General features: G+C 65.7%; 17 protein-coding genes. 11 read left to right on the top strand and 6 right to left on the bottom strand.

Annotation, left to right across the window (positions count from 1 at the left end; all coding sequences use genetic code 11):
• Positions 1-107 precede the first annotated feature (107 nt).
• The 3 genes from tal to AB4Z46_RS17585 all read left to right on the top strand — a co-directional run bounded on the left by tal (position 108) and on the right by AB4Z46_RS17585 (position 3,037).
• Positions 108-1,055 carry a transaldolase gene (gene tal, locus AB4Z46_RS17595; RefSeq protein WP_442284802.1) on the top strand — a complete coding sequence of 316 codons (948 nt, stop codon included), beginning with the start codon at positions 108-110 and terminating at the stop codon, positions 1,053-1,055.
• A complete protein-coding gene (gene pgi, locus AB4Z46_RS17590; RefSeq protein WP_442284801.1) occupies positions 1,055-2,611 on the top strand; it encodes a glucose-6-phosphate isomerase in 1,557 nt (518 codons plus the stop codon). The genes tal and pgi overlap by 1 nt, the downstream gene beginning before the upstream one ends.
• Positions 2,612-2,686: 75 nt before the next feature.
• Positions 2,687-3,037: a DUF805 domain-containing protein gene (locus tag AB4Z46_RS17585; protein ID WP_442284800.1), complete on the top strand. Its 351-nt coding sequence runs from the start codon at positions 2,687-2,689 to the stop codon at positions 3,035-3,037.
• 4 nt (positions 3,038-3,041) lie between these two features.
• Here AB4Z46_RS17585 and msrA read toward each other — a convergent pair whose 3' ends face one another.
• The 4 genes from msrA to AB4Z46_RS17565 form a co-directional block, all read right to left on the bottom strand.
• Positions 3,042-3,797 carry a peptide-methionine (S)-S-oxide reductase MsrA gene (msrA, locus tag AB4Z46_RS17580; RefSeq protein WP_442284799.1) on the bottom strand — a complete coding sequence of 252 codons (756 nt, stop codon included), beginning with the start codon at positions 3,795-3,797 and terminating at the stop codon, positions 3,042-3,044.
• Positions 3,798-3,918: 121 nt separating this feature from the next.
• Entirely contained in the window at positions 3,919-4,170 is a 252-nt protein-coding gene (locus AB4Z46_RS17575; RefSeq protein WP_442284798.1) for a pentapeptide MXKDX repeat protein, read from the bottom strand.
• Between the two features lie 91 nt (positions 4,171-4,261).
• On the bottom strand, positions 4,262-5,062 hold the full coding sequence (locus AB4Z46_RS17570) for a molybdopterin-binding protein (protein WP_442284797.1): 801 nt from the start codon (positions 5,060-5,062) through the stop codon (positions 4,262-4,264).
• Positions 5,059-5,685, bottom strand: a complete 627-nt coding sequence (locus AB4Z46_RS17565; RefSeq protein ID WP_442284796.1) for a cytochrome b/b6 domain-containing protein — start codon at positions 5,683-5,685, stop codon at positions 5,059-5,061. Before AB4Z46_RS17565 ends, AB4Z46_RS17570 begins: the two co-directional genes overlap by 4 nt.
• Positions 5,686-5,783: 98 nt before the next feature.
• Here AB4Z46_RS17565 and AB4Z46_RS17560 point away from each other — a divergent pair, with 98 nt between their 5' ends.
• A complete protein-coding gene (locus AB4Z46_RS17560) occupies positions 5,784-6,500 on the top strand; it encodes a response regulator transcription factor (protein ID WP_442284795.1) in 717 nt (238 codons plus the stop codon).
• Positions 6,497-7,963 (top strand): HAMP domain-containing sensor histidine kinase, encoded by a 1,467-nt coding sequence (locus AB4Z46_RS17555; protein WP_442284794.1) that lies wholly within the window; start codon positions 6,497-6,499, stop codon positions 7,961-7,963. Before AB4Z46_RS17560 ends, AB4Z46_RS17555 begins: the two co-directional genes overlap by 4 nt.
• A gap of 64 nt (positions 7,964-8,027) precedes the next feature.
• Here AB4Z46_RS17555 and groL read toward each other — a convergent pair whose 3' ends face one another.
• Both groL and groES read right to left on the bottom strand, forming a co-directional pair.
• Positions 8,028-9,683 (bottom strand): chaperonin GroEL, encoded by a 1,656-nt coding sequence (gene groL, locus AB4Z46_RS17550; protein ID WP_442284793.1) that lies wholly within the window; start codon positions 9,681-9,683, stop codon positions 8,028-8,030.
• Between the two features lie 48 nt (positions 9,684-9,731).
• Positions 9,732-10,022 (bottom strand): co-chaperone GroES, encoded by a 291-nt coding sequence (gene groES / locus AB4Z46_RS17545; RefSeq protein ID WP_442284792.1) that lies wholly within the window; start codon positions 10,020-10,022, stop codon positions 9,732-9,734.
• Between the two features lie 186 nt (positions 10,023-10,208).
• Here groES and AB4Z46_RS17540 point away from each other — a divergent pair, with 186 nt between their 5' ends.
• The 6 genes from AB4Z46_RS17540 (at position 10,209) to AB4Z46_RS17515 (ending at position 14,386) form a co-directional block, all read left to right on the top strand.
• Entirely contained in the window at positions 10,209-10,742 is a 534-nt protein-coding gene (locus tag AB4Z46_RS17540; RefSeq protein ID WP_442284791.1) for a hypothetical protein, read from the top strand.
• A 277-nt stretch (positions 10,743-11,019) separates the two neighbouring features.
• Entirely contained in the window at positions 11,020-11,487 is a 468-nt protein-coding gene (locus tag AB4Z46_RS17535; protein ID WP_442284790.1) for a type IV pilin protein, read from the top strand.
• 4 nt (positions 11,488-11,491) lie between these two features.
• The gene (locus AB4Z46_RS17530) at positions 11,492-12,019 is read left to right on the top strand and encodes a GspH/FimT family pseudopilin (protein ID WP_442284789.1); all 528 of its coding nucleotides are present in this window, start codon (positions 11,492-11,494) and stop codon (positions 12,017-12,019) included.
• 35 nt (positions 12,020-12,054) lie between these two features.
• Positions 12,055-12,669 carry a type IV pilus modification PilV family protein gene (locus tag AB4Z46_RS17525; RefSeq protein WP_442284788.1) on the top strand — a complete coding sequence of 205 codons (615 nt, stop codon included), beginning with the start codon at positions 12,055-12,057 and terminating at the stop codon, positions 12,667-12,669.
• Positions 12,666-13,757, top strand: a complete 1,092-nt coding sequence (locus AB4Z46_RS17520) for a PilW family protein (protein ID WP_442284787.1) — start codon at positions 12,666-12,668, stop codon at positions 13,755-13,757. Before AB4Z46_RS17525 ends, AB4Z46_RS17520 begins: the two co-directional genes overlap by 4 nt.
• Positions 13,754-14,386, top strand: a complete 633-nt coding sequence (locus AB4Z46_RS17515) for a pilus assembly PilX family protein (protein ID WP_442284786.1) — start codon at positions 13,754-13,756, stop codon at positions 14,384-14,386. The genes AB4Z46_RS17520 and AB4Z46_RS17515 overlap by 4 nt, the downstream gene beginning before the upstream one ends.
• The last annotated feature ends 18 nt before the right edge of the window (positions 14,387-14,404 follow it).

Here is a 14,404-nt window from a genome sequence, read left to right as displayed (position 1 = left end):
TCCTCCGGGAGGTAACCAATCGAAAGGCGAGCCTAGACGCCTGCCGGCCGGCGCCGCGTCAGCCGGGGACCACACGCCACGTAGTGCTGCGGCGGGATAATGGCCGGATGAACCAACTCGATGCCCTCCGCCAATGGACCACCGTGGTCGCAGACACCGGTGATTTCCGCCAGCTCGCCCAGTTCAAGCCACGGGACGCGACCACCAATCCGTCGCTGATCCTGAAGGCGGTCCAGAAGGCCGACTACCGTCCCTTGCTGGACGAGGTGGTGAAGAAGCACCAGGGTGCGCCGATCGACGAGGTGATCGACCGCCTGCTGGTGCGCTTCGGCACCGAGATCCTGTCGATCATCCCGGGCCGGGTGTCGACCGAGGTGGATGCGCGGCTGAGCTTCGACACGCAGGCCACCATCGCCCGCGCCGAGCGCATCGTGGCGCTCTACCGGGCGCAGGACATCGATGTCGGCCGGCGCGTGCTGATCAAGATCGCCTCCACCTGGGAAGGCATCGAGGCGGCTCGCCAGCTCGAGCAGAAGGGCATCCACTGCAACCTGACGCTGTTGTTCTCGTTCGCCCAGGCCGTGGCCTGCGGTGCGGCCGGGGTGCAGCTGATCTCGCCTTTCGTCGGCCGCATCTACGACTGGCACAAGAAGTCGCAGGGCGGCCGGTGGGACGAGGCCGCCAACGCCGGAGCCAACGATCCGGGCGTGAAGTCGGTGCGCCAGATCTTCGACTACTACAAGAAGAACGGCATCGCGACCGAGGTGATGGGGGCCAGCTTCCGCAATGTCGGCCAGATCGCCGCGCTGGCCGGCTGCGACCTGCTGACCATCAGCCCCGAGCTGCTGGCCGAGCTGGCCGCCAGCGAGGCGCCGCTCGTGCATGCGCTCGACGCCGAAGCTGCGAAACGCCTGGAGCTGCCGAAGATCTTGCTCGACGAGGCAGCCTTCCGCTTCGCCCTGAACGAGGACGCGATGGCCACCGAGAAGCTGGCCGAAGGCATCCGGGCCTTCGCCGCCGACGCTGTGAAGCTCGAAAAACTGATGGAGGCGTGATGACCCGCGTTCGCTGCGACCAGACGAAGGCCTGGGGTGCGCTGCAGGCGCACTACGACGAAGCGGGCCGGCGTTTCACGCTGCGCGAGGCTTTCGCCGCCGACCCGAAGCGCTTCGAGGCGCTGAGCCAGTCCGCGCCCTTCGTTTTCGCCGACCTGTCGAAGAACCTCGTCGACGCCCGGACCGAAGCGCTGCTGCTGGCGCTGGCGCGCGAGTGCGGGCTCGAGGCGCACCGGGACGCGATGTTCGAAGGCCGGCACATCAACGCCACCGAAGACCGCGCAGTGCTCCACACACTGCTCCGGAGGCCGGCTTCCGAGCCGGCGACCGGGGCGCTGGCGAGCCCCTTCGGCGACGTGCAGTCCACGCTGGCCGCGATGCTTGCCTATGCCGAGGAGATTCGCGCCGACCACACGATCACCGACGTGGTCAACATCGGCATCGGCGGCTCCGACCTCGGGCCGCAGATGGCGGTGCTGGCGCTCGAGCAGTTCGCGGCGCCGGGCAAGCGCTTCCATTTCGTCTCGAATGTCGACGGCCATGAGCTCGCGGGCATCCTGCGCGGGTTGGCGCCCGAGCACACGCTGTTCCTGATCGCCTCGAAGACCTTCACGACCGCGGAGACGATGACCAACGCGCAGTCGGCCAGGCGCTGGTTCGAGCAGTCGGGCGGCGTCGACGTGGCGCGCCATTTCGCCGCGCTCACGACCAACGTCGAAGCGGCACGGGCCTTCGGCATCGAGACCACCTTCGGCTTCTGGGACTGGGTCGGCGGGCGCTATTCGCTGTGGTCGGCGATCGGGCTGCCGATCGCGTTGGCGATCGGTGCCGAGGGGTTTCGCGGCCTGCTCGCCGGTGCTCACGCGATGGACGAGCACTTCCGCACCGCGCCGCTGGCGCAGAACCTGCCGGTGCGCCTTGGCCTGCTCGATGTCTGGTATCGCAACTTCCACCGGTTCACGAGCCGCAGCATCGCGCCGTACCACAGTGCGCTCAAGCGCCTGCCGGCCTACCTGCAGCAGCTCGAGATGGAAAGCAACGGCAAGCGGGTCGACATGGCCGGCGCGCCGCTGGCCTTCGGCACCTCGCCGGTGCTGTGGGGCGAACCGGGCACCAATGGCCAGCACGCCTACTTCCAGATGCTGCACCAGGGCACCGACGTGACGCCGCTGGAGTTCATTGCGGTGCGCGACGCCGCGCACGACCTGCCGGGCCACCATGCCAAGCTGCTGGCCAATGCGCTGGCGCAGGCACAGGCACTGATGGTCGGCCAGGCCGACGCCGGCGGCCACAAGGATTTCCCGGGCAACCGGCCGAGCACCTTCTTCGTCTTCGAGCAACTGACGCCGGAGTCGCTGGGCGCCTTCCTCGCGCTCTACGAGCACCGCGTGTTCACCAGCGGCGCCCTGTGGGGCATCAACAGCTTCGACCAGTGGGGCGTCGAGCTCGGCAAGGTGCTGGCCAGGGACATCGAGCCGCGCCTGGCCTCGGGCGATGTCGCGGGGCTGGATGCCTCCACGGCCGGCCTGCTGGCGCGACTGCGCCCGCGCGCATAGGGTCATCGAGGAGCGCCATCCTCTGGCTATGATGACCACGGGATTTTCCCGTGGGACCATCAAGAGGAGTTGTTCATGAACTTTCAACAGGCCGTCCAGACCTGCTTTCGCAAGTACACCGACTTTTCAGGCCGGGCGACCCGGCCCGAATACTGGTGGTTCATCCTGGCCTACGTGGCCGCGGCCTTCGTGGCGGGCTTCATCCACGAGTTCGTCTACTACCTCGTGGTGCTGGTCTTCCTGCTGCCGCTGCTCGCGGCCGGCGCGCGCCGCCTGCATGACGTCGGCCGAAGCGCCTGGTTCCTGTTGCTCGGGCTGATCCCGGTGATCGGCACCCTGGTGCTGCTCTATTTCATGGTTCAGCCGGGCCAGCCCGAATCGAACGCCTACGGGCCGCCCGCCGCGCCCGTGCCGGCCAACGTCTGACCCGTCAGGCGCCGGCGCCCACCAGCACCGCCTTCGGGCGGTAGCTGGCCGGAAACACCTTCTTCAGGTTGTCGACCTTCGGCAGATCGTTGATCGCGATGTAGGGGTGGTCGGGGTGGCGGGTCATGAAGTCCTGGTGGTACGCCTCCGCCGGGTAGAAGGCCTTGAGCGGCTCGATGGTGGTCGCGATCGGCTTGCCGAACACCTTGGCGCGGTCGAGCTGCGCGATGTAGCTCCTGGCGATGCGCGCCTGCTCGGGGTTGGCCGCGAAGATCGTCGAGCGGTACTGGGTGCCGGTATCGGGGCCCTGGCGGTTCAGCTGGGTCGGATCGTGGGCGACCGAGAAGTAGATCTGGAGCAGCTGCGCGTAGCTGACCTGCTTCGGGTCGTAGGTGATGCGGACCGATTCGGCATGGCCGGTGCGGCCCGATCCGACCTCGTCATAGGAGGCCGTCGAGGCCTGGCCGCCGGCATAGCCAGAGACCGCGCTGGTGACGCCCTTGACGTGCTGAAAGACGCCTTGAACGCCCCAGAAGCAGCCGCCCGCGATCACTGCGGTCTCCGTACCGGCGCCTGGCGCGGCTGGCGCGTCCTCGGCCGCCGGTGGGATCACCACGGCCGCCTCGGCCGCGAACGAGGGCCCGACGGGCCAAAGCGCCGCGCCCGCGGCGAGTGCCAGCAGGGTCAGGACCGGGCGTCGCGACAGCTTGGAGAACTGCGCGCCGCGTGGGTTCGCGGGTGTCGATGAGAGGGGGTTCATATCGGTGTCGCTCCTTGCAGGAGGCCTGCTGCGGCGGGACGAGCCGCCGGGGGCCGATCGATCGTACTCGCCCGCGTGATCTTCCGTGTCCGAGCGGGCTTGGGTCGAAACGCCGGCGCGGCTACTTCTTCATTTCGTCCTTGGTCATTCCATCCTTGGACATGCCGTCCTTGGCCATCGAATCCTTCTTCATGCCGTCCTTCTTCATGCCGTCCTTCGCCATCGAGTCTTTCGCCATCGAGTCTTTCTTCATGCCGTCCTTGCCCATGGCATCTTTCGACATCGCATCCTTGCTCATGTCGTCGGCGGCGAAGGCCGACGCGGCGCCGACGGCCATGAAAGCGGCGAGGAGTGTTGCGGTGAGCTTGGTCATTTCAGTGTCCTGGTGAGTGGATGAAGTTTCAATGGGCACGGTTCGAGAGAACACGGCCGCGCGCTTTCAACAGCGCCGAGTCGGGATCGACTCAGCTGCCGCCGAACCAGTTGTAGCCCTGGTCTTCCCAGTAGCCGCCGGGGTAGGTGTTGGTGACGAAGATCGCCTGGATGTGCTTCGGGTTCTTGTAGCCCAGCTTGGTGGGCATGCGCAGCTTCATCGGGAAGCCGTATTTCGGCGGCAGCGGCTGGCCGTCGTAGGTCAGCGTGAGCAGGGTCTGCGGGTGCAGCGCCGTGGGCATGTCGATGCTGGTGAAGTAGTCGTCGGCGCACTTGAAGCCGACGTACTTTGCGCTGGTGTCGGCGCCGACCTTGCGCAGGAAATCGGCGAAGGGCACGCCGCCCCATTTGCCGATCGCGCTCCAGCCCTCGACGCAGATGTGGCGCGTGACCTGGTCCCGCTGCGGCATCGCGCGCAAATCAGCCAGGGTCCAGCGGCGCTTGTCGGCGACCAGGCCGGTGACTTCGAGCCTGTAGCCGGCTTCGTCGACTTCGCGGACCTCGTCCTCGCCGTAGTAGGCGTTGAACGGAAACGGCCGCGTGATCATCGACTCGGGATAGGTCGGCGCCAGCCGGTTCGGATCGAACAGCCAGGCTTGCGCAGCATCATTGAAGCGCGAGATGCGGGCCAGCGCCGCCTCGACCGTGGCGTTGTCGCTGATGCTGCAGCCGCCCAGCAGCGACAGGCCGCCCAGCGTCAGCGAGCGCTGCAGGAAGGCCCGCCGCGCGGGTTGCGCGATTCGGCGTCCGACCAGCTTGCGGGCCTCGGCCAGCACCGCGTCGCCGTCCACGTCGAGCAGGGCGGTCGAGGCGGGGCGCTTGAAGATCTTCATGCTGTCTCCTTGCCGTGGCCGCTCAGCATCGTGAGCAGCGTGCGCGGCACCAGCGCGACCATCACGAGGTGCACCGCGACGAAGGCCACCAGCGCGGCCATCGCGAAAAAGTGAATGCGGCGGGCCAGCTCGTAGCCGCCCAGCAGGTCGCGCAGGTTCGCGAACTGGACCGACTTCCAGAGCACCAGGCCGGAGAGGACGAGCACCGTGATGTCGACCATCACGAACAGGTACGCCAGGCGCTGCACGTTGTTGTAGCGGCGCGGGTCGGCGTGCGAGAGCTTGCCGCGCAGGGCCGCAAGCGCATCCTGCCAGACGCCTGCCGGCGAGAGCGGGAAGAACTTGCGCCACAGGCGCCCGCTCGCCACGTTGAGCGCGAGATAGACCAGTCCGTTGATCGCCAGCAGCCACATCGCGGCGAAGTGCCATTGCAGTGCGCCGCCGAGCCAGCCGCCGAGCGTGATCGAGGCCGGTATCTCGAAGCCGAACAGCGGCGATGCGTCGTAGATGCGCCAGCCGCTCGTGACCAGCACCAGCACCGCGAGGGCGTTGAGCCAATGCGTGATGCGCATCCACAGCGGATGGATCGGTGCGTGCTTCGGTGGCGGGATTTCGCGTGGCATGGGGCGGATTGTTGGCCGCACCCGATGGCCGATTCATCACGAAGAGTTCAATTAATCGTGACAAATGCGCCGTCGATATCGCCGCACAATCCGATTCCATGGACTCCGTCAAACGCGTTCTGATCGTCGAGGACGATGCCCACATCGCCGAGCTGATGCGCATGCACCTGCAGGACGAGGGCTACGCCATCACCCATGCGGTCGATGGCGACGCCGGCATGCGCGAGCTCGAGCGCGGCAGCTGGGATGCGCTGATCCTCGATCTGATGCTGCCGGGCGTCGACGGCCTCGAAATATGCCGCCGGGCCCGAGCCATGACGCGCTACACGCCGATCATCATCACCAGCGCCCGCTCCAGCGAGGTGCATCGCATCCTGGGCCTCGAGCTCGGCGCCGACGACTACCTGGCCAAGCCCTTCTCGGTACTGGAACTGGTGGCGCGGGTGCGGGCGCTGCTGCGGCGCAGCGATGCGCTGGCGCGCAACGCGCGGATGGAGGCGGGGCGCCTGGACATCGGCAACCTCGGCATCGATCCGGTCGCGCGCGAGGTGCAGGTCGACGGCAAGCCGGTCGAACTCACGCCTCGCGAATTCGACCTGTTGCATTTCTTCGCCCGCCATCCGGGCCGTGTGTTCTCGCGCCTCGACCTGCTCAACCACGTCTGGGGCTACCAGCACGATGGCTACGAGCACACGGTCAACACCCACATCAACCGGCTGCGCATGAAGATCGAGGCCGATCCGGCGCAGCCGAGCCGCATCCTCACGGTCTGGGGGCGCGGCTACAAGCTGGCCGCGCAGGAAGGTGGGGCATGAGCCTCTTTCGCCGCAGCCTGTCGCGCCGTCTCTCGGTGGTGTTCGCCGTGCTGCTGCTTGCCTGCTGCGGCGCCTCGATCTGGCTTCAGATGCAGGCCACCGGGCGCTACGAGCAGGAGGTGACGCAGCGTCTTTCCAGCGGGCTGGCCGCGCACATCGCGGAGAACTCGACCCTGATGGCGCGCGACGGGCTCAATCAGGCCGCCGTGCGCGACCTGTTCGACAAGCTGATGGCCGTCAATCCGAGCGTCGAGGTCTACCTGCTGGGCCTCGATGGCCGGATCCAGGCGCAGGCCGCGCCGCCCGGGCACCTGAAGCGGGACCGGGTCGACCTGGCGCCGATCCGGCGGCTGCTCGAGGGCGCGCCGTTGCCGGTCGTCGGCGACGATCCGCGCAGCGACGGCGTTCGCAAGGTCTTCAGCGCGGCGCCGCTGCGCATCGATGGCCGCGAGGTCGGCTACGTCTACGTGGTGCTGTCGGGCGAGGAGCGCGATGCGCTGCTGGCCGATGCCGCCGCCAGCAACGTGCTGCGCACGACGCTGTGGTCGGTGGCGCTGGTGGCCCTGCTGGGCCTGATCGCCGGGCTGGCCGCATTTCATCTGATCACGCGGCCGCTGCGCGAGCTCACCGGCGCGGTACGCAAATTCGAGAACGACGGCGTGGCGGCGCTGCACGACGCCGCGCCGGCCTTCGAGCGCGCCAGCCGCGGCAGCGACGAGATCGCCACGCTGGGCCAGGCCTTCGCGCGGATGACGCAGCGCATCGCCGAACAGTGGCGCGAAATTACGCAGCAGGACCAGCAGCGGCGCGAACTGTTCGCCAACATCTCGCACGACCTGCGCACGCCGTTGACCTCGCTGCACGGCTATCTCGAAACGCTGCTGATCAAGGCCGACACGCTGGACCTCGTCGAACGCCGCCGCTATCTGGAGATCGCGCTGGCGCAAAGCCGCAAGGTCTCGCGGCTGTCGCAGGAGCTGTTCGAACTGGCGCGGCTGGAATACGGCGTCGTCAAGCCCGAGAAGGAGAGCTTCGCGCTGGCCGACCTGGTGCAGGACGTGTTCCAGAAGTTCGAGCTGGCGGCCGAGGCGCGGCAGCAGCGGCTGGTGGCCGACATCGCGCCGAACCTGCCGGGCGTGACGGCCGATCTCGGCATGATCGAGCGCGTGCTCACCAACCTGCTGGACAACGCGATCCGCCATACGCCTGCCGGCGGCGAGATCGAGGTGCGGCTGCGGCAGGACAAGGAGGGCGTGCGGGTCGAGATCAGCGATACCGGGCCAGGTATTCCTAACGAGCTGCGCACGGCGCTGTTCACGCGGCCGGTGTTCTCGTCGGCCGGTGGCCGCAGCGGCGGACTCGGGCTGGTCATCGTGCAGCGCATCCTGCAGCTGCACGGCAGCGACATCCGGCTCTTGCCCCGGCCCGAGAAGGGGGCCGTGTTCTCGTTTCTGCTGACATGAAAAAAGCCCCGCAGCTTGCACTGCGGGGCTTTTTGGCTTGGCTGTGGAGCCGGGGCCGGGGGAATTACATCCCCATGCCGCCCATGCCACCCATGCCGCCCATGTCGGGCATGCCGCCGCCGCCAGCACCGGCTTCGTCCTTCGGTGCGTCAGCGACCATGGCTTCGGTCGTCAGCAGCAGCGAGGAGACCGAGGCTGCGTTCTGCAGTGCGGTGCGGGTCACCTTGGTCGGGTCCAGGATGCCCAGCTCGAGCATGTCGCCATAGGTGTCGTTGGCGGCGTTGAAGCCGTAGTTGCCCTTGCCGGCCAACACTTCGTTCACGACCACCGAGGCTTCGCCGCCGGCGTTGTTGACGATCTCGCGCAGGGGCGCTTCGATGGCCTTGAGCACCAGCTTGATGCCGGCGTCCTGGTCGGCGTTGTCGCCCTTGAGCTTGTCGCCCACGGCTTGCTTGGCGCGCAGCAGGGCCACGCCACCACCGGCAACCACGCCTTCTTCCACTGCAGCGCGGGTGGCGTGCAGGGCGTCTTCGACGCGGGCCTTCTTTTCCTTCATTTCGACTTCGGTGGCAGCGCCGACCTTGATCACTGCAACGCCGCCGGCCAGCTTGGCCACGCGTTCCTGCAGCTTTTCGCGGTCGTAGTCGCTGGTCGCTTCTTCGATCTGCACGCGCACTTGCTTGACGCGGGCTTCGATGTCGCCAGCGGCGCCGGCGCCGTCGATGATGATGGTGTTTTCCTTGCCCACTTCGATGCGCTTGGCTTGGCCGAGGTCGGCCAGCGTCACCTTCTCGAGGGTCAGGCCCACTTCTTCAGCGATGACCTTGCCGCCCGTCAGGATGGCGATGTCTTCGAGCATGGCCTTGCGGCGGTCGCCGAAGCCAGGCGCCTTGACGGCCACGACCTTCAGGATGCCGCGGATCGTGTTGACGACCAGGGTCGCCAGGGCTTCGCCTTCGACTTCTTCGGCAATGATCAGCAGCGGACGGCCGGCCTTGGCGACTTGCTCGAGCGTCGGCAGCAGGTCGCGGATGTTGCTGATCTTCTTGTCGAACAGCAGCACGAAGGGGTTGTCCAGCAACGCCGATTGCTTCTCGGGGTTGTTGATGAAGTAGGGCGACAGGTAGCCACGGTCGAACTGCATGCCTTCGACGACGTCGAGTTCGCTGTCCAGCGACTTGCCGTCTTCGACGGTGATCACGCCTTCCTTGCCGACCTTGTCCATCGCGTCAGCGATGAGCTTGCCGATGGTTTCGTCGCTGTTGGCCGAGATCGAGCCGACTTGCGCGATTTCCTTCGAGGTGGTCGTGGGCTTGGAAGCCTTCTTGAGCTCGGCGACCAGGGCGGTGACCGCCTTGTCGATGCCGCGCTTCAGGTCCATCGGGTTCATGCCGGCAGCCACCAGCTTGAAACCTTCGCGAACGATGGCTTGTGCCAGCACGGTCGCGGTGGTGGTGCCGTCGCCGGCGTTGTCCGACGTCTTGGAGGCCACTTCCTTCACGAGCTGGGCGCCCATGTTCTGCAGCTTGTCCTTGAGTTCGATTTCCTTGGCCACGGACACACCGTCCTTGGTCACGGTGGGGGCGCCGAACGAGCGCTCCAGAACCACGTTGCGGCCCTTGGGGCCCAGGGTCACTTTGACTGCGTTGGCGAGGATGTTGACACCTTCGACCATGCGCGCGCGGGCTTCACCGCCGAAGACTACGTCTTTTGCTGCCATGAGATTTCTCCGAGATTCAGTTTGATAGGGGAATGAAGGGGCGAGAAGTTACTTCTCAACCACTGCGAACAGGTCGTCTTCCTTCATGACCAGCAGTTCGTCGCCATCGACCTTGACGGTCTGGCCGCTGTACTTGCCGAACAGGACGCGGTCGCCGACCTTGATGTTCATTGCGATCAGGTCGCCCTTGTCGTTCTTCTTGCCAGGGCCGACGGCCAGAACTTCGCCTTGATCCGGCTTCTCGGCGGCGTTGTCGGGGATCACGATGCCCGAGGCGGTCTTGGTTTCGCTTTCAATGCGCTTGACGATCACGCGATCGTGCAAAGGACGAAGTTTCATTGCATCTCCTGATAGGAACGGGGGTTTGGTCTGGGCGACGGCGTGGTGCCGACGCCACATTCGTTGTGAAGCGGCTGCTGTTAGCACTCAACTCCAACGAGTGCTAATGATAAGGGTGTTTTAGGGCATTTCAAGGCGGGCCGGACTTTTCGCCTGCTGAAGGCTGCGCGGTGCTAGATTGCTTCGATGAACAGACGCCGGGCCCTTCTCGCCGCCCTGTTGGTCGGGGTGGGGCTCAGTGTTGGCGTGGTGTTCCTGGTGACGGAATATCCCCTGCCGACGTCGCACAAGGACCTGCCCTACCTGGACATTCGGGTGGGCGACGTCCCTGCCGGTGTCCCCAAGTTCTTCCTCTGGAACGATGTGCCCTTCGCCCTCGTGCGCACGTCCGGCGAGATGCTCGACGACCTTCAGGCGCAAACGCCCCACACCTGGAGTCAGCACCCGATCCCGGCGGATCGTCCCGCGTTCTTTGTCTATTCCCTGGTGAGTCCGGTCCTTGGGTGCGTGGCCCGGCACGCCCCCAAGGGGGCCTTCCGCTTCGCGCCCGAGCGCCTGTGGCAAGGGGGGTTCTACGACCCTTGCCACTTTGCCGAATGGGACTATGCGGGGCGCGCGATCCGGCAGTACCCGGATCAGGGCGAATGGATGCGGGTGGCCGATCTCGACGTGCCTGCGTTCGAGCTCAGGACGCCGGACACCTTGCGAATCCATCGGTGAGTGCGGCCGGTGCGCCGGTCGAGGCTTGATGCGATGGCGCCGGGTTCCGCCCGGTACGTCCGCCGCCCTCGATGTGGACGAAGACACACCGCCTGTCGGTCGAAATAAGCCTTTCGTCACTTTTCCCACGAAACAGCGGCATAGGAAAAGCTCGATATCTACCAAATGTGATAATTTCACATCCACTTGTACTTTGTGACATTTTGAAATTATTTCCCGCAGCGTGCCTCTGATCCGATCGAAGGGTCGAGGGCCGCGCGATGAAGGATGCAGCCCGATGGTTCAGTCTCTGGAACAGATGCCGATGGGGTCGATGTCGGCAAGCTCGAACGTCCCTTGGGGCGGGCGGGTGCGCGGCTTCACGTTGATCGAGGTGATGATCACCGTCGCGATCGTCGCGATCCTGGCGGCCATCGCATACCCGTCCTATGCGTCGTACATCCGCAAGGGGAAGCGGGCGACCGCGCAGGCGGCCTTGATGGACCTCGTCAGCAAGGAGCAAACCTACCTCCTTGACCGGCGTGTGTACACCAACTCGCAGGCGGATATCGGTTTCACGATGCCTGCCGAAATCCAGGGGGCCTACACGATCGAGGTCGTCTGCTCTCCGGTTGACTGCAAGTCCGGCGGCTTCACGGCAAAGGCCATTCCGGCAGGGAGCCAGAGGGTGTCGAACGAGCAGGAGATCACGATCACCGACACCGGCGTCAAGACGCCGGACGCCTCGGGCTACTGGGGCAAGTGACGCGATGGCAAACCCGGAGGCATTGACCCCAGTTCGGCGCGCCACGCGGCGCGTTCGCCAGGGCGGCTTCACGGCCATCGAGCTGATGATGACCCTGGCAGTCGTCGCCATCCTGGCGGCGCTGGCCGCGCCCTCGTTCCAGCAGCTGATTGCAACGCAGCGCATCAAGTCCATCGCCTCGGCGCTGAATGAGTCGCTGTGGGTCGCTCGCAGCGAGGCACTCAAGCGCAATGACAAGGTGGCATTCAAATTCACGAATTCGGGGGACGACACCGTAGTCGGGGACTGGAAGATCACCCAAAGCAGCGACGGAACGGGTACCGCGCTCCATCAACAGTCGGGCTCCCCCTCCGTGGTGTCCACCACCTCGCCGAGCGGCGACTTGCTGTTCGTCTTCAACTCTTCCGGCCGGCTGACCTCTGGCGGTTCGTCCTCGATCAAGCTCAGCGTCCCGTCTGCCAACGTCAATCGTTGGGTCTGCATTTTTGCCAGTGGCCGGGCCGTCACCCAATCGACACCATGTTCGTTCTAGCTGACCTTCATCGATTCCGTGCCAGAGCGACCGACATGCGCGGCTTCACGCTGATCGAAGTGCTGGTGACGATCGCCGTGATGCTGCTGGGCCTTCTGGGCGTGATCGGAATGCAAGCCAGGTCGGCCGTCATGGAATTCGAGTCTTACCAGCGTGGCGAGGCGCTTTCGCTGGTCCGTGAAATGCAGGGCCGTCTGACCGATTCGCGGGCCATCATCGGCGGCTATCTCGATGCTGCCGTCAGTTCCACCGACGGCAGTGTTTACGTGGGTTCGGGCGCGAATGCCAAGGACTTCAGCACCGGTTCCGTCTGCGTCGGGGGAGCCGGCGTTCCGCTGGCGGAGGCAAAGTTCGACATGTGCCAGTGGGGGCAAGCACTGCAGGGCGCGGCGGCCCTGGAGGGCACCTCGAAGGTCGGCGCCATGGTCGGCGCCCGCGGCTGCCTGATCCGGGTCGTCCCGGCGGAGGGCAACGCACTGGCCGACATCTACGTCACGGTCGTGTGGCAAGGCAAGTCGCCGAGTGCCGATCCCGTGGAGGATTCTCCGGCGGGCAAGAACTTCTGCGCCAAGGATGTGGATTTCGGCAAGGGGCTGCGGCGTGGCGTCACGGTCCGTGTGCTGGTGCCGAACCTGACCAAGTCATCTTGAGGACCGACATGCACCACCGAGCCTTTGCGTCGACCTCGGGAGCCCGCTGCCATCGCCAGCGAGGGCTCACGCTCATCGAGTTGATGATCGCGCTGGTCATCGGCCTGCTGATCGTCGCAGCAATGAGTGTCCTTCTTGCTGGCAGCAGCCGGTCCCGAACCGAGGTCGAACGGAGTGCGGAGGTGAACGAGAACGGGCGCTATGCCCTTGACGTTCTGAGCCGCGAATTGTCGCAGACGGGCTACTACGGATCGCTGGTCACACCGGCGGCCGCCGCTACGCCGATCAACACGTCTGCCCTGGCTGCGGAGGCGATGTGCCAGACCGGGGTCGCGAACCTCGTCGCCCCCAACGCAAACGGCCTTTCCTGGAACGACTCGTTGACCTACTACGTCCTGGGGCTTGGCAGTGCAGCAGAGGCGAATGTCAACGCCGATCCGACTTGCATTGCGCGCAAAGCCGGTACCGATGCGCTTTTCGTTCAGCGGGCCAGTACTTGTGCCATCGGAGAGCCGGGTTGCCCGCTCGAGTCGGATAAAGATGCCTATTTGCAGGTGTCCGAGTGCGGCGAAGAATACAGCGCGACGCCGACCAAGCTCTTGCAGGGCGGTTCGTCAGGCTTCACGCTTCAAACCAAAACCTGCGCCGGCACGGCGGCACCGAAGCGCAAACTCATTCGCCGCATCTACTATGTCAGCGCCGCGAACGCGCTGAGCTATCAAGAGATCCCGATCAGCGGCGCGCTCCCTGATCCGGTGGTGTTGGTCGAGAACATCGAGCAGTTGCAAATCGAGTACGCGTTCGACACAAGCACCCCCCCAGACGGAACACCCGACGTGTTCGCGCCTGCGCTCATCGGGTCGCCGGCTCCGCCGCCTCATACGGAATGGACGCAAGTCATCGGCGTACGAATCTGGCTGCTGGCCCGCTCCAGCGATCCGAGCCAGAACACCAGGAATGCCGCGAGCTTCGTGCTCGGCGCGGACACCACCGTCAGCGTTGCCGCAAACGCCGCCGGCAACCCGAAGCGCCGCGTCTACAGCACCTATATCTCGTTCGTCACCCCGAAGGCGCGCCGCGAATCATGAAGATGCCCTCTGTCCGCCGAGCGCGCCGTGCCCAGTCCGGCGCCGTTTTGATGATCGGCATGGTGATGCTGCTGATGGTCAGCCTCGTCGCGGTCAGCGTGATCAGGCTGTCCACGCGCCATACCCAGATTGTCAGCAATGAGCAGGTGCGAACCGAGGCGGTCGCGGCAGCGAACTACGCGCTCGACACGGTGTTGAACCAGCCCTACACCACCTGGGATCCGTTCAAGGCCGCAGGCACGACCGTCACCGTCAATCTCGGCACGAGCCAGACAGACGACAGCACCGCCGACAGCAAGGGCGCTTCGACGAAGGTCACGGTCAGGAGCCTCGAATGCAAACGTGCCCGCGTGCTCAAGAATGCGGAGCTCATCAAGAAAGATGCGGCTGGTATCTCCTACGTGGCCGCGACGGACGTCTCCTGCTTCGGCGGCGGGGGCTCCACCGGCCTGACGATCGTCGATCCGTCGAAGGCAGGTTCCCCCTCCGACGATTCGCTTTGTGCGACCGTGTTGTACGACTTGCAGGCGCAAGCAAACGATCCGAAGCTGCTCAACGCCGTGCCGGTCGTCCAGCAGGGCGTCGAGGTTCGCACGGACATCACGGCGCTCGCCGGCAGCTGCTCTTGATCGCGATAGCCAGAAAAA

The sequence above is a fragment of the Variovorax sp. M-6 genome, assembly GCF_052114385.1.
Taxonomy (GTDB): Bacteria; Pseudomonadota; Gammaproteobacteria; order Burkholderiales; family Burkholderiaceae_C; genus Variovorax.
The sequence above is the reverse complement of the archived record's forward strand: the minus strand, read 5'-3'. Positions and strand labels throughout refer to the sequence as shown.

Bases quoted from the DNA above. Each gene is read 5' to 3' on its own strand.
- AB4Z46_RS17585 (WP_442284800.1), top strand. From the start codon at position 2,687: ATGAACTTTCAACAGGCCGTCCAGACCTGCTTTCGCAAGTACACCGAC.
- AB4Z46_RS17570 (WP_442284797.1), bottom strand. From the start codon at position 5,062: ATGAAGATCTTCAAGCGCCCCGCCTCGACCGCCCTGCTCGACGTGGAC.
- AB4Z46_RS17555 (WP_442284794.1), top strand. From the start codon at position 6,497: ATGAGCCTCTTTCGCCGCAGCCTGTCGCGCCGTCTCTCGGTGGTGTTC.
- msrA (WP_442284799.1), bottom strand. From the start codon at position 3,797: ATGAACCCCCTCTCATCGACACCCGCGAACCCACGCGGCGCGCAGTTC.
- tal (WP_442284802.1), top strand. From the start codon at position 108: ATGAACCAACTCGATGCCCTCCGCCAATGGACCACCGTGGTCGCAGAC.
- AB4Z46_RS17515 (WP_442284786.1), top strand. From the start codon at position 13,754: ATGAAGATGCCCTCTGTCCGCCGAGCGCGCCGTGCCCAGTCCGGCGCC.
- pgi (WP_442284801.1), top strand. From the start codon at position 1,055: ATGACCCGCGTTCGCTGCGACCAGACGAAGGCCTGGGGTGCGCTGCAG.
- AB4Z46_RS17535 (WP_442284790.1), top strand. From the start codon at position 11,020: ATGGTTCAGTCTCTGGAACAGATGCCGATGGGGTCGATGTCGGCAAGC.
- groES (WP_442284792.1), bottom strand. From the start codon at position 10,022: ATGAAACTTCGTCCTTTGCACGATCGCGTGATCGTCAAGCGCATTGAA.
- AB4Z46_RS17525 (WP_442284788.1), top strand. From the start codon at position 12,055: ATGCGCGGCTTCACGCTGATCGAAGTGCTGGTGACGATCGCCGTGATG.
- AB4Z46_RS17560 (WP_442284795.1), top strand. From the start codon at position 5,784: ATGGACTCCGTCAAACGCGTTCTGATCGTCGAGGACGATGCCCACATC.
- groL (WP_442284793.1), bottom strand. From the start codon at position 9,683: ATGGCAGCAAAAGACGTAGTCTTCGGCGGTGAAGCCCGCGCGCGCATG.
- AB4Z46_RS17540 (WP_442284791.1), top strand. From the start codon at position 10,209: ATGAACAGACGCCGGGCCCTTCTCGCCGCCCTGTTGGTCGGGGTGGGG.
- AB4Z46_RS17565 (WP_442284796.1), bottom strand. From the start codon at position 5,685: ATGCCACGCGAAATCCCGCCACCGAAGCACGCACCGATCCATCCGCTG.
- AB4Z46_RS17575 (WP_442284798.1), bottom strand. From the start codon at position 4,170: ATGACCAAGCTCACCGCAACACTCCTCGCCGCTTTCATGGCCGTCGGC.
- AB4Z46_RS17530 (WP_442284789.1), top strand. From the start codon at position 11,492: ATGGCAAACCCGGAGGCATTGACCCCAGTTCGGCGCGCCACGCGGCGC.